General features: G+C 42.5%; 10 protein-coding genes. 4 read left to right on the forward strand and 6 right to left on the reverse strand.

Going from position 1 to position 13937, the window contains the following annotated elements; translation table 11 throughout:
* Positions 1-26 precede the first annotated feature (26 nt).
* On the reverse strand, positions 27-1424 hold the full coding sequence (locus tag DWW90_RS15795; RefSeq protein ID WP_122345658.1) for an RNA-binding domain-containing protein: 1398 nt from the start codon (positions 1422-1424) through the stop codon (positions 27-29).
* Between the two features lie 121 nt (positions 1425-1545).
* Here DWW90_RS15795 and DWW90_RS15800 point away from each other — a divergent pair, with 121 nt between their 5' ends.
* Positions 1546-2181: a porin family protein gene (locus DWW90_RS15800; protein ID WP_122345659.1), complete on the forward strand. Its 636-nt coding sequence runs from the start codon at positions 1546-1548 to the stop codon at positions 2179-2181.
* A gap of 77 nt (positions 2182-2258) precedes the next feature.
* Positions 2259-3950, forward strand: coding sequence for an AAA family ATPase (locus DWW90_RS15805; protein ID WP_122345660.1), 1692 nt, complete (start codon positions 2259-2261; stop codon positions 3948-3950).
* Here the strand turns inward: DWW90_RS15805 and DWW90_RS15810 are convergent.
* Positions 3892-4317 carry a hypothetical protein gene (locus tag DWW90_RS15810; RefSeq protein WP_122345661.1) on the reverse strand — a complete coding sequence of 142 codons (426 nt, stop codon included), beginning with the start codon at positions 4315-4317 and terminating at the stop codon, positions 3892-3894. The genes DWW90_RS15805 and DWW90_RS15810 overlap by 59 nt on opposite strands.
* A gap of 120 nt (positions 4318-4437) precedes the next feature.
* Positions 4438-6522, reverse strand: a complete 2085-nt coding sequence (locus tag DWW90_RS15815) for a VapE domain-containing protein (RefSeq protein ID WP_122345662.1) — start codon at positions 6520-6522, stop codon at positions 4438-4440.
* Between the two features lie 611 nt (positions 6523-7133).
* On the opposite strand from DWW90_RS15815, the gene DWW90_RS15820 reads away from it, so the two are divergent.
* On the forward strand, positions 7134-8003 hold the full coding sequence (locus DWW90_RS15820) for an Rpn family recombination-promoting nuclease/putative transposase (RefSeq protein ID WP_122345673.1): 870 nt from the start codon (positions 7134-7136) through the stop codon (positions 8001-8003).
* On the forward strand, positions 8004-8216 hold the full coding sequence (locus DWW90_RS15825; RefSeq protein WP_122345663.1) for a hypothetical protein: 213 nt from the start codon (positions 8004-8006) through the stop codon (positions 8214-8216).
* A 228-nt stretch (positions 8217-8444) separates the two neighbouring features.
* On the opposite strand, the gene DWW90_RS15830 is transcribed toward DWW90_RS15825, so the two are convergent.
* From DWW90_RS15830 to DWW90_RS15840, 3 genes are read right to left on the reverse strand one after another with little or no spacing between them, the layout of a single operon-like run.
* Positions 8445-10634, reverse strand: coding sequence for a hypothetical protein (locus tag DWW90_RS15830; RefSeq protein WP_147382439.1), 2190 nt, complete (start codon positions 10632-10634; stop codon positions 8445-8447).
* Between the two features lie 27 nt (positions 10635-10661).
* Entirely contained in the window at positions 10662-12602 is a 1941-nt protein-coding gene (locus tag DWW90_RS15835; RefSeq protein ID WP_147382440.1) for a hypothetical protein, read from the reverse strand.
* Positions 12603-12628: 26 nt separating this feature from the next.
* Positions 12629-13663 carry a hypothetical protein gene (locus DWW90_RS15840; protein WP_122345666.1) on the reverse strand — a complete coding sequence of 345 codons (1035 nt, stop codon included), beginning with the start codon at positions 13661-13663 and terminating at the stop codon, positions 12629-12631.
* Positions 13664-13937 lie beyond the last annotated feature (274 nt).

Raw genomic sequence — 13937 nt, forward strand, 5'->3', positions numbered from 1 at the left:
GCCTGTTATAATCCGATTGAAAAACTCTATCTTTCATTGATAATCCAATGCCCTGTTCTGTTTGTCCCTTCTCTGGATAATATCCCTTGTTTTTTTAAGTCGGCTATGATACGTTTACACTGTCGTTCGCTCAATTTTAGAGCTTCAGCAAGCTCTTTTGTTGTGATTTCCGGATTTTTATGAATCAGGTCAAGTAGAATAGTGTCATTGGTGACGTCATTGGTGACATTATTGGTGACGTCACCGTTGACATGAGCATTTAGGGACAATGTTTTCTTTACAAACTGGACTTGAAAAGATAACCCCACTTCTTTCCATCTTAGTTCGATTTCCGGATATGATTTCATCTCTTCTGCAACCAGTTTTAATCCATTACCCCATTGATCAATAATGCCTAATCGTTTGAATACAGGAGCTATTACCCTGTTTCTGGCATCAGACTGACGTTCTTCCATCGCTGCATAGTCTATGGATGGAGGTAGCAGACCGGGGCTTGTGATTTCTACCATATCATCGTAGATTGCTACTTTTATATCCTTTCCTGTCAGTGAATACGTGCGGTGTACCACTGCATTACGGATAATTTCTCTGATCGCCTTTACCGGATATTCCCAACGGGAAACTGTATAAATACCTTCTACAGCAGCTCCTTTATTAATGTGCCGGAGTACGAAATTATAGGCTTCCTCTGCCTGTTGTCCAATATGAACTGTAATACTTTTTTGATCGATGAACTCTTCTGTGCCGGTCCCTTTGAAGCGGGCACATTCCACCTTTGCGTTTGGAAACATCGAATAGCGTAATGGATCATTAGCGAAAAGAACTAATGCATTTGTCGGATATACTTTCCCTTGTTCTGTTTTGATCAGTTCAAGTTTGTGCAGTATTTGGGTATCCAAAATTTCTTCTGTCTTTTCTTTATAGAGTTGCTTGAACTCTTCAATATTCAGTTCCTCGACAGTTTTGTCCATAACAACTTCACTGTCGAATGATATATTCATGCGTTTTCTTTCCAACTCGGTAATAATATTCTCATCTGCTAAGCGATTGTTAGAACCGACACGAATATAAGTGCCTTTCAATTTCCCCTCATTTTTCAGGTAATATGGCGGCATGCTTCCTTTATATACTTGAATCCTGATTAAGTGTTTGTTTTCAACAGACAGAATAGATATTTCCGGTAAGATTGTAGGCTGGCACCTGTCATAAATCAGGTTGCTGATTTGTTCTTCAATATGAGGCAAGTCATCTTCCGGCAATCCGATTATTTGCCTTGGCGCATCTTCTACGCCGAGATAAATTTCTCCTCCGGCATCATTCGCAAAGGCTACAATTGTTTTTGCAATATCGGAATTGGTAGGTAGTCCTCCCTTAAATTCAAGGCGACGACCTTCGGGTTGCTGTATGAGTTCGTGAAGTAGCATGCTTTGATCCTGTTTATTTGGCCTATAAAGATACGGCTTATTTTGTTATTTTCTTCTATCGCCTGTTATAATCCGATTGAAAAACTCTATCTTTGCTCATAGGAATTAGAAGGTTTGCAATATGAGAAAAATTATATTTATTGTCTTTTTAAGTGTATGGATGATTATGCCGGCAGTGAGTCAGGTCGCTTTCGGTGTACGTGTAGGTGGCGCTTACTCTTCTCTGGTGCAAAAAGTGGAAGGAACGTATAAGGCAGGCGCCCGTTTCGGTTTTAGCGTGGCAGGGCTTGCCGACATACCTTTATATAAGGGATTGTCTTTGCGTCCCGAAGTGGCTTTTGCCAACCAGGGCGGTTCTTTTATATCCAACTTCCAGGTGGAAGGGGCGAAGAATTCCCTTAATAAATGTAACTACTATTCGATACAGGTTCCGGTGAATCTGGCCTATACCTTTAATATAAATGATGTTCAACTGGGTGTCTATGTCGGTCCCGCCCTCGATTTCTCCCTGTTCGGCAAGATGAAAACCCAAAACCAGAATGTGGATATCCATTTCGGCCAGGACAAGGAGACAGACCTCAAAACATTCGATTTAGGTGTAAACGTTGGCTTACGTGTCGACTACAGCCGTTATTTCTTCTCCGTCGGTGCCCTTTGCGGCACGCTGGACCGCCGCGCTGTTGAGCGTGAAGGGGAATCTTCCCTTTATCAGAACAACGTGACGTTGTCACTGGGGTATATGTTCCGGAGCCGGTAACTTCACAAAGGCAGGGAAGAATTATGAATATCGGTCCGTTATTCCTATATTTGTAAGCACGATAAAAACAGTGACATATGGACCGGAAAAAGTTACCGATAGGCATCAGTGATTATAAAGAGCTGATAGAAGAGGATTATTATTATGTGGATAAGACCGATTTTATCCGCCAGATCATAGAAGAAGGAAGCAAAATTACGCTTCTTCCGCGTCCGCGCCGTTTTGGCAAGACGCTGAACCTTTCCACACTTCGCTATTTCTTCGAGAAGACGGAAGGCAACGTCTATCGTCCGCTGTTCGAGGGTAAAAGCATCGAACAATGGAAAGACTTCGACCGGTATCAAGGGAAATACCCGGTGATCTTGGTCACGCTGAAGGACTGCAAGGGCGATACATTTGAAGCGACTCTGTCTCAGATCAAAATACAGATGCAACAGGAGTTTGATCGTCACCGATATTTGCTGGACGACGATCTGTCCGAGCTGGACCGCCAGTGGTTCAGTCAGATACTCATGCTACAGGCAGACGAGGTCATGATCCAAAACTCATTACTTTTTTTATCCGGATTGCTGGCAACTCATTGGGACATGCCGCCCCTCGTGCTGCTCGACGAGTATGACACGCCAATTCATGTTGCTTTCGACAAAGGATATTATGACCGCATGATCGGCTTTATGCGTAACTTTATGAGTTTGGTGTTCAAAGACAATACGGATATCTTTCGCGGCGTCATCACCGGTATCTTGCGGGTCAGCAAGGAATCGATCTTTAGCGGATTAAATAATATAGATGTAGATACGATCCTGGAACTCCCGATGTGCACATCTTTCGGTTTTACGCAGGAAGAAACGGACCAAATGCTAACCGATTATTCGTTCGGCGGTCAGAAAGACGAGGTGAAGAACTGGTACAACGGCTACCTGTTCGGAGATCAAACGGTCTATAACCCCTGGTCTGTGCTTTCCTTTATAAATAAAGGCGGCGTCCTGGCTCCTTACTGGGTAAACACTGGCTCTGATGTCCTCCTGCGTCACCTGCTTGCCGACGGTCCGTCGCAAATCCGTATGGGAGTAGAGTCGCTGATACAGGGCGAACCGATCCGCAGCGTGATAAACGATAAGTTAGCGTTCCCGGATTTGTTGGCTAAACCTACTAATATCTGGTCGTTTATGCTTTTCAGCGGCTACCTGAAGGCCAGTGATCCGGTGCTGAACAATGACGATTTGATCGAATACGAGTTGCAGATCCCCAACCGGGAAGTGAAAACCGTTTACCGTACGATCATCCAAAGTTGGATAGACGGCGGTCCGGTGAAGAACGACCGCCTGGAGCTGATGCTGCAAGCCTTACGTGCAGGTGATATCGAATATTTTGAAGAGTTGTTGAACGACTTTGTCGTCCATACCTTTTCCTATTATGACACCAACGGCCGTGAGCCGGAAAAGGTCTACCAGGCATTTCTGTTAGGATTGCTGGCAGGCATGTCTGACTACGAGGTTAGCAGTAACCGTGAATCCGGTTTCGGGCGCTACGACATCCTTCTGCGTCCGAAAGGCGGTAAGGGGCAAGCGGTGATTATGGAGTTGAAGCGTCTGCGCCCGACAGAGACAGTCGAGAAAGCGTTGAGTTCAGCCTTGCAGCAAATCGAAGACAAACAGTATGATGCCGTCCTGCGCCAGGATGGTTTCACCGACATCCTCAAGATGGCCATCACCTTCGACGGCAAGCGGGTCTGGATAAAGATTCCTCCGGCTCCCGCTCGAATGTAGCCTGTCTCAGTTTCTTGTTGATTACTTCCGAAACACGTACGTGCATGCCTTTTACGGAAATCGATTCGGCACGTATTTCGTTTTTACGGTCCACACGGCGGTAGTTGGCCGAGACGCCGAAAGTGCATAAATCGTCCAGGCAAACATCGTAGCCGTCCTGTAACTTCTCGGTTATATAGTCTTCTATCAGCATCCACGAACGCGCCAGTTCCGCACGCAGGGAAGACGATCCCCGAGAGATCTCTTCAAACATACGCTCTTTATGGATCGTATCCCGGCTTACTACTTTCGGATAAAAACCCGTTACCTTCTCATCTTCCTTATTCAGGTTATCATAAATGGGGACAAATTTGTATGGTATACTCATAACTATTTTGTTTTTAAATATAATTCTTCTTTTCAACCGACACCTGACACCTTTTGATTTAATCAATTGATTACTATAAAACTAAAAGGTGTCAGTAGGGTGTCGGTTCTGTGTTGTCCGTCACCTTTTTATCGGGATCAGGTAATAATATTTCCGGTCCTTCCTGATCTTCCTCATCACATTGTATTTTGCCATCAGTTTCCCGAATAGCTCCAGCTTGGTTTCCGTAAGGTCCATCTTGCTCTGTTTGCTGATCGACATAAGGATGTCGGGAGCAGACAGAGGTTCACACGTTTCCCATTCTTCCGGGACACGGTAATAGTATAAGAACATCTCTTCCAGCAACGGGCGCTTTTCGAAAATCCGGTTATTCTTATTCAGGCGTGCCTCTTCTTCTGTCGTAAACCAATAGCGTTCACCCTCTTTCAAAGCGGTTACGGCCTGTGCATAGAGTTGTGGATAATCGACAGGCTCGATGCGGATCGTACCTTTCACCTCCACTCCGATAAAACGCCGGCTGCCGGACATATCGGTCAGCAAACCGAACGTATTGGAGGTTGCGATGAACGAAGCGAAACGCCGCATCTCTTCCATACTCTCGCCATAGGGCTTGCGAAGCGTCACCTTCGACTTCTGCAACAGGTTTTTCAGGTAGGGCTGCCGGGAAGCGGGTATCGAATCGAACTCATCCAGGTTGACCAGCGCGAAACGGTTCAGCGCTAACTCCGCATCTTTCCGGCTCCCCAAGTCGATCCCGTCTATATAATACGGACGAAGTGCAGGCGGCAACAGGTTTTGGCAAAAAGTGCTCTTGCGGCAACCCTGCGGACCGACCAGCAAGGGTGATGTGCTGTTGGCATGCTCCTTGTCCATCTGCAACCAGTGTGCCACCATGCTGAGGAACCAGAGGTAAAAGAAATCCCTCCACTCCCCGTTATCGCAAGGCACACAATCGGCCAGGGCACGGATACGGTCCGCGCCGTCCCATTGGGGCAGGTCGTAAAGAAACTCCTCGACCGGCCAGTAATGCGGGATGCGACGGGAGTCCACATACCGCTGCACGTCATATTCGATTGCCGATATACCCTCCAACTGCGCCTCGAAACAGATACTCTTAACCGTCTCGGCCGTCACCGGGCGATAGTCCGTAAACAGCGAATGCCGTTCGCGGTATTCTTTACATCCCTTCATTCTGTTGAATCGCAAATCGTAACGCCTCGTCATAAACTCTTCCATCTGCATCGCCACTAACATCCGCCGGGGCATGCAGGGCTGTGTGCTGCTAAGCATCTCTTTCCGGTAGATATTACCGTAGGTAGCTCGTAGCTCCATCTCGTGCTCCTTCCCGAAAGGATGCACTAAGGCAAAACGCACGGCATCTTCTTCTGGTATGGCGGACTGCCGGCATTTACGCGCCAGGTACACCATAAACTTTTTCCGTTCTTCATCCGTACCGTCTTCCGGGCCCACCTGCCGGTATGTCTCGGCAAGACAGGTCTCATAGAGTAGCGAGATACGCTTATAACGTTCATACCCGGGCGCCATGCGTCGCAAAGGGTCTGCCTCGGCATCGTGCGCTTCGCGCGTCGTCACCGGAGCCGGCATCTGCAAGGGCTGTTCGATCCGTATGGGCAGAGCGTCCGGATTATAATAGAGATCAGGGTCATACGACAGGCGGCAACCCTGTTCGGGAGCGGGCCACCCTTCTTCTTCCCATTCCACAGGCAATTGTAGTTGTGCCTCAAAATAGCGGCTGGCACGCTGGTAAGCATGCGCATGGAAAAGCTGCATCCGCTCCTCCGTCTCCGGCAGCGAACCGTCCGGCAAGGTAAAAGGAACCACCACCTTGACGCTCCGCCCGCTCGATCCTATAAAGCAGGCGAGTGTCTGCGGAAATCCCGCCACCCGTTTCCGTATCCCGGCAGCCTCTGTCCGGTCGATCAGGTTGCCGATGCTAAGCAGCACTAACCCGGTATACGAAACAACGCCGATCCCCTCGTCATCCCGTTTCAGCGTAACGCCGAACAGGACGACAGGTATCTTTTCCGCCGCCAGGCTTTTTGTTTGAGGTGTCAGATAAGGAATATCCTGCCGCAACGTCGTCACCGGCTTCCGGCTGTTCTCCGTCTTCATCGCATTCAGGACGATACTTAGGTCAAGATTGCGAAAGGCCGCGAGGTCACCGCGCAGTTGTGTTATTTTCATTCAAGTTTATCTTTAAAGTTAATGCCGCGCAAGGTAGGCTTTATAATCGGGATACACAATGTTTTTGTAAGAAGTTTATACCAACTAATTCAAAAGCTACAGTGAACTAATTTAAAGCATACTATAAACTAAATCGAACCATATTGGGAATTACGGATATATAGTACTACTAATTAGATATATATAGTAACTACTTATTGATGATAGGTAGTTACTACATGTTATGAATAGGTAGTAAGTAGGTATGGATAGTTTCATACAGGCTTTGATTTAGTTCACTGTAGCTTTTGGATTAGTGGATAGGATGTTTGGGGATAGTTTGTGGGGAGAAACAGAAAAACGGGGTGTTAGGTGGTGTTTGGTAAAAAAGAGGAATTGGCACCTTGTAATCGGTTATCCATCAATAGATTAACCGGAAAGATGTCAGGTGTTAGGTGGAGTGTTGGATTTTTCCATTATGCAAGACTTTGCTGTTAAAAAGGTTCGAGTGTAAGAAAAACTGGACCTGCAAATTATTATTCATGGTTCAAGTATTGCGCGTTTCCGATAAATCATTACCTTTACCGCACCGTCCGGTATTGGATGGCAACCTGACTAATACCTATATAACTATGGGAAAGTTTTTAAATCCGTTTACGGATGTCGGCTTTAAGAAGCTGTTCGGACAAGAAGTAAACAAGTTTTTATTGATCGAGTTCTTAAATGACCTGCTGGTCGGAGAGCACCATGTGGTTGATATTTCCTTTATGAATAAGGAAATTGTGCCGGAAGCATTTGCCGGCAGAGTGGTGATATTCGACATCCTTTGCAAGGATACTGACGGTAGTTACTTCATCATCGAAATGCAAAACCAGTATCAAGATTACTTTTTTGATCGCGGTTTGTATTATCTTTGCCGTATGATAGGCAACCAGGGTAAGCGGGGAACCGACTGGAATTATCAGATCTATCCGGTTTATGGTATCTACTTTTTGAACTTCCGCCTGCCTCAACTGGTTAAATTCAGGACAGACGTAGTGTTGTCCGATCGTGAAAACGGGGTTGTAATGAACAATAAGCTGCGCCAGATTTATCTGTCGTTGCCTTATTTTACCTTGGAGGCAGAGGACTGCCATGCAGATTTTGAGTGTTGGATTTATTTATTAAAGCATATGGAAACGTTGGACAGAATGCCTTTTGAAGCAAAGAAAGCTGTTTTCAAGAAACTGCTCGAAGTGGCGGATGTTGAAAACATGACTCCTGACGAACGCGAATGCTACGAGGAATCGCTGAAAGCCTACCGCGATTACGTTAATACCATCGCTACAGCCGAACGTATCAGCCGCGAAAAAGGTATTGCAGAAGGAGAAGCCAAAGGAAAAGCAGAAGGAGAAGCAGAAGGAAAGCGTCAGATGGCAGTTCGTATGAAAAAGGAGGGGCTTCCCACCGAGATGATCGCCCGTTGTTCCGACTTGTCGATAGAGGAAATAGAGAAGCTTTGATTGGTGCGAGGATTATTTGTGCTGCTGTACATTGATATAGATGACATCATAATTCAAAACGATGCGATCGACACTGCCAAACTGGAAGGCAAAGCAGAAGGCCTTGCAGAAGGCATACGCCAAGTAGCAGCCAACCTGAAACGCATGGGCATGGATCTCAAATCCATCGCTAACAGCACCGGTCTGACCGAAGAAGAAATTTCTTCCTTGTAAGCAATTAAACCTGTAAATGTTCCCTCACTAATTCCGAACAAAGCGAACTGAAAGATTAAAGCCCTATAAGAACGACACATTGCTTTCAAAATATTTCAAGTGTCGTTCTTGCAGGGCTTTGTTTGTTTTGGGAAGTGTTTTGCACCCAAGGCTCACGCCTTGGGCTGGGAATTGTAGTCCTTACGGGGGCTTTTAGTACATTTTATACTACTTTCAAAGTATTAAGTATCACTTTTCAAGTGTGATATTCTGATTATTAGCACTAGCCCATCCGATAACAGGTAATAAATTCTTACCTGATTTGTAAGTCCCCTGACCTTTACCGGAAGATCTTACATAACGAACTTCCAAATAATCAGTCCAATTATAATTATCAGGTAAATTAAACTGATACCATCCATTCTCATCTACAATTATCGATCCAAACTCCGTATTAGTTCCTTGTCTATACACTTTTACATCGGCACCAGCCGGAACTTCTTTATTACCCGAATATTTATATCTAATAGTACCTCTAATGCTCACAGGCTTCAACTGAACTGTCTTATTTCCCAAATCAATCAAACTTGCCCTTACTTCATACACGACATATCCATTAGAAACCTGATCTGCCGAAGTCGTATAAGACAATGTTATCATATCGGTATCGTTGAGTTTGGCCGGAATAGTTATCTTATATGAACCATTATTGCCAACAGAAACAGAGCCTTCTTCATTTGCTGTCTTCCAGTAAAGAGTACTACCCTTCGGTATAGATTGAATAGCATAGTCAGAACTTTGAACTTTTCCCTTAGGATATTGTACCGTTCCGTCAAATGTAGTTTCAGGAGGTGCGACCGCTGTAAACTGACAAGTCTTATTATTAAACAAATCAGCAGAGAGTTCCAAAGTTTCAGTAAATACAGCTGTATTTGTTTTAAACTTCACCGTATAATCCGATTGATAGTTCTTTATGACATACACATAATAGTATTCACCATTACCTGTTGTTTCAATACGGACACCTTCTTCAACTGCATATAATTTTTCCGCCTTGATCCGACATTCGAAAGGATAAACAGAAGGATCAACATCTTCCGGTATTGAAAAATGGACTGTCGTTTCTGATCCAATACCTTCGTTTACCACATCTGGACTGGCATAGAATGCTGTAAACTCGTAAGCCGGACGCAAAATTAAGGTAATCTTACGCTGTAATTTTCCGCCCATTACGTAGAAGGCAGCAGTCTTTACATCGGAACCGGCGCCCTTGATCTTGGCCGTTATTGTTCCTCCATTTAAAGAGATAGCCTGCCCGCCCCCTTCTACAATATCACTTAATTTTTCATCAGAAACGCCTAATTTAAGCGAACCATTATTTACTACTCCATTAAGCTTATAGGTCGCATTCATATTTAAAGAACTTCCTTGCGTATTTACAAAAATATAAGTTGTTTTAGATACTTCCAATGATTCATTTTCATAAGAGATCGACGGATATTTAATCAATTCGAGAGAAGTAATGATATTGTAATCTGCAACTCTGCCCGGAACAATAATATCTTTCCAGGAAACTCCTTCACGCGTCACGCCCTTTACTGTCACCTGATAGCAATAATTACGGATAATATCATAAACGCTTGACTCGCCCGTCAATTCAGTAACACTTAAATCTATTTTATAGTAAGAATAGTTTGCAGACTCACTACCATAGCGTCCCCGCAAAATCACAAAAGAAGGATTTTCACCTTGATTGCTATTTTCAAATAATGGAATGCCCGTACCTGCATCAACAAATTGTACTTGCCCTAACTGAGTCTCATCCGGAGCAATATGACCATTATCTGCCGGGACATTTACAGTATTTGCTACGTAAGGAGCGATAGTCGCTTTTGTCGATGCATTATAGATATAGAACTGAGGATCATAAAGATTTTTTGTTAGTTCGTTTTCCTCAATAGATAAGTTAACTTTTGACCAGTTCCTTAACATGGTTATCTCACCAATATTAGAAGCCGGTTCACCCGAAAAATCTTTCTCCGCCCAAAAAACATATTCATTTATACTCTTGGACCGGAAGAGATCCGGGGACGACATAGAAGATAGATCTCCATCATAATTAGAGATAAACTGTATTTTCCTCGTCTCTTTGGAAACTGTTGCTTTATAGGAATCTGCGGCAGAACCTGAAGATGCCGATACAACCTCTATCAGATTACCACTATTATCATACGTCACTAAGTTTAAATTTTCAATTCCGTTTTCTACAGCCGGAACCGATGTCGCTTTTGTGGCAACAGATGCTACCGGTATATCGACTTTAAAAGACAGTGTTACTTTCGATGCGTCGGCTGATTGTTCACCGGACTCCTCCATCTCCTGTGTACAAGCGGCAAACAAGAATAAGAGGACTAACAGACTATATATATTCTTAAGCATAATATTATTTCTTTTATCAGTTACTAATTAATATACATCATGTACACAACGAACATACTGTGATGAACCGTTATAACTTGAATTGCCTGTACTCATTCGTACTTCATAATTTTGTAGTGCACACCAGTAATATGCTCCTTCCAGAAGAGATTTAACAGCACTGTTTCCATCTCTTTGAAGATAAGAGATATATTTCAATTCAGCTTCTGTCGGAACACGCCAGTTTTCCAACAATTTTCCTTCGTAATATTCTTTATATAAATGACAACGGATTTGGGCATTTGTATACGATATCTGAGACGTAATACCATGTTGTGACGCAATAATAAATTTAGGAGAAACCAGGTTATTCAAATCTGCGGTTGTTCCTGTTATCATAACATCTGGATAAGGGCCATAACTCCCATTACTAAGTGTAGCAGTCGTTGTTGGATCTCCAATTGTAAAATTACCAGATGCAATAGATGTTACCACAAATACGTTGTAATTATTTTGTGAATAGTCATATTCTGTTCTTCCGCCAGGCATACCGCTCGGAACACCACCATAAGAACCATTCTTATTATTTTGATAGGCCTCTACATAAGGAGTCGGATAATGTATAACTTCCACATCCTGAGATAATTCAACTTTGCCTCCCGAGGTTTTCACCTTCAGCATAATATGGGTTGGTACATAATTTTTAGGCACAGCCTTCATCGAAACTGTAATTGTTTTGGCATTTTTATCGAGTGTCACGGTCGGATATTGATCGTCTCCACTTTTATAAGTGCCCGGGGCTGTATCTCCATTCGTTTTATATCCGGTAAACTTGACACTTTCAATACTACAGCCTACATCCAAGTTGGATGCATAAGAAAATGTATAAGACAATGTATTAGGCATATAAATCAATTTCTCTGACACAAACAAATAGTTTACATTCCCTATATCTGCATTTACATTTTTATATTCCCAATCTTTTGATTTGGCAGTAAACTCGATACTCTTTGAGGTCAGGCTAATATTCCCTGTCAGTTCATACAGGTTGCCATGTACAAGTCCGTTAGTTTTACAGACATTCTGTACGAATTTAGGATCCAAAGAATATTTGTAATTTTTTGTTTCCTGAAAGAAAGTCTGGCCATTCTTGATACCTTTCAAGATCCCTGTCATCGTTATAAGAACTGGATTTGCAGCTGTCGCCCTTTCATACGTGTAAAATGAAAATTCAGAAAGAGTCTTAGCTGTTTCACTTTCGTTTCCAGACCATGAAATCGAAGAATAGCCTGTATTCTGGGGATTATATTGATAGTTGGAATTATAATCGCCTAACAATATGTTTGATTTAGGATTGATACCTTCTACTTCAAAAGAAGAAACTTCGTATGTCCATGTCTCATCAGAACCGCCATCACTAAACCCAAATTTCACATCTACACGAGCAGGCAATTGTTTTAAATCTACATTTATAGTTTCATTCGGTTTTGTTGCATCCAATGTCGTGTTCAACTCACCCACTTTGACAAGAGAGGCTGAAGAAAACTTAGAAGTTGTCTCCACTTTGTTAAATGAAGAATAACCTATTGATGATAAATCTGCTTCCGTAGCTGGATAATCGGTAGCCGCTGGATTTGCGACAACTACGATTCTTACGTTTCCCGACTTAGCCCGTATACTGCCTAAATCATAGACTCCATTGTTACTGCCAGGATTATCTACTATTTTATAACCAACACAAGTTGTTGGGGTACCATTTTCATTCTTAAAAATAGCGACAATACATTTTGTTACTGTTTTTTCGACATTTTTGTCTGGTTCTTCATATTCCATACCTGCTTTAGTCGTGATATCCTCTATAGACAATGTAGCATTAAAACTAACATCAAGTCCCTCCTGTACACTAGAATTATCAATAAACTCTTCATTTGTACAAGCTGTCCATCCCAACATTGCGGCAAACAATATGATAAATAGCTTCACTTTCATAATTGTATATTTTTTACCCGTTTATATTAATTTTGTTCCAAATCTCCTGTGATAAAATTTCTATCCCAATCCAAAACACTACACGTAAACGTAGGCTCCACGTCTTCGCCTTGCACATTCACAGTTACATTCAAACGATATAGATAACCGGCTTTCACATAGTTATGATCAGCCCCAGTTTTACTATTTGGTCCGTTTATTATAAATGTACGAGTTTTGGGGGTATTGTTACCAACTTGAAAAGTTAACGACATTTCAATTGGGGTTCCATTTGTATTGCGGAAAGAGTAGAATACAGGTTTATTTTTATTTGTTATGCCATTACCTGCTGATTGACCGTTTTCCCATAGAGTTACATTTAATGACTTGTTGTCTTCTTTATAAGAATGCCCTTGATCAGCATCTTTGTCAACATAACTGACTTTGTTTATATTGCTCAATTGTACATTTACCAATGATACATTTACATCGGATAAGCCAGCTGTAAAACCTTTAACAGTACAAGTTCCCAATTCAATACGGGCTGCAATCTGATGAACTTTTATTGTTTGATAATGCACAGGAAGAGTAACTCCGGTTAACGCAGAAGAACCTTCAAAATTTGCAGGAAAAACAACTAGAGAAGAACCGACCTTAACTAAAGCGTTTAAATCATTTTCATTTAATGCGGCTTCATTAATGGCATTTTTACTTTTTTTCGATGTTAAATCCGTATTATTATTAACAACAGCTAAAACCTCATATGCGCCATTTGTTACTTTCGTAAGGAATTTAACGTTCTTATAATCATCATTAGCTCCGGCCGTTTTTACTGCTAGAACATTTCCATCCCTATCCAATAGAAATAATGTGACATTTTGAATCGCTTTCTCATTGGTGGAAGCAGGTTCTTCTTGAGTCTTAGTCATTTCACTCAAGCTTAAATTAAATGAGACATAAGCTTCAGTATCTCCATCTTGCTTAACGTTATTAGAACCCTCTTTTAAAATGTCATCTTCCATCGAGCAAGACATCGCTACAAAGAAGACACAAAGAATCGATAATATATTCTTCAGTTTCATACCCCTAATATTTTTTCGTTTAACTTACACTGCAAAAGTAGGGCGAGTAAAATGAACGGATGATAAGCGAAACTTTCAATTTTTAGCGGCAAATATATCAATCTGTTGATTGTTGAGAGGTGCACCGATAAAGTGCCAAATATGCGAGAGCAATACCTACCTTGATTTTCGGTGACAAAAAATTTGCTCTTAAATTCATTGCTTTTTTAGTTGGTTTTAGGGAAACATGCCTTATGGGTACTATAATTATATCTATTTCCGGAGTGAACCGTTT

Origin of the sequence: Parabacteroides sp. AF17-28, assembly GCF_003479205.1 — a bacterium.
Taxonomy (GTDB): domain Bacteria; phylum Bacteroidota; class Bacteroidia; order Bacteroidales; family Tannerellaceae; genus Parabacteroides; species Parabacteroides acidifaciens.

Excerpts from the sequence above, each read along its gene's own strand:
- DWW90_RS15795 (WP_122345658.1), bottom strand. The coding sequence starts at position 1,424 with ATGCTACTTCACGAACTCATACAGCAACCCGAAGGTCGTCGCCTTGAA.
- DWW90_RS15800 (WP_122345659.1), top strand. The coding sequence starts at position 1,546 with ATGAGAAAAATTATATTTATTGTCTTTTTAAGTGTATGGATGATTATG.
- DWW90_RS15805 (WP_122345660.1), top strand. The coding sequence starts at position 2,259 with ATGGACCGGAAAAAGTTACCGATAGGCATCAGTGATTATAAAGAGCTG.
- DWW90_RS15810 (WP_122345661.1), bottom strand. The coding sequence starts at position 4,317 with ATGAGTATACCATACAAATTTGTCCCCATTTATGATAACCTGAATAAG.
- DWW90_RS15815 (WP_122345662.1), bottom strand. The coding sequence starts at position 6,522 with ATGAAAATAACACAACTGCGCGGTGACCTCGCGGCCTTTCGCAATCTT.
- DWW90_RS15820 (WP_122345673.1), top strand. The coding sequence starts at position 7,134 with ATGGGAAAGTTTTTAAATCCGTTTACGGATGTCGGCTTTAAGAAGCTG.
- DWW90_RS15830 (WP_147382439.1), bottom strand. The coding sequence starts at position 10,634 with ATGCTTAAGAATATATATAGTCTGTTAGTCCTCTTATTCTTGTTTGCC.
- DWW90_RS15835 (WP_147382440.1), bottom strand. The coding sequence starts at position 12,602 with ATGAAAGTGAAGCTATTTATCATATTGTTTGCCGCAATGTTGGGATGG.
- DWW90_RS15840 (WP_122345666.1), bottom strand. The coding sequence starts at position 13,663 with ATGAAACTGAAGAATATATTATCGATTCTTTGTGTCTTCTTTGTAGCG.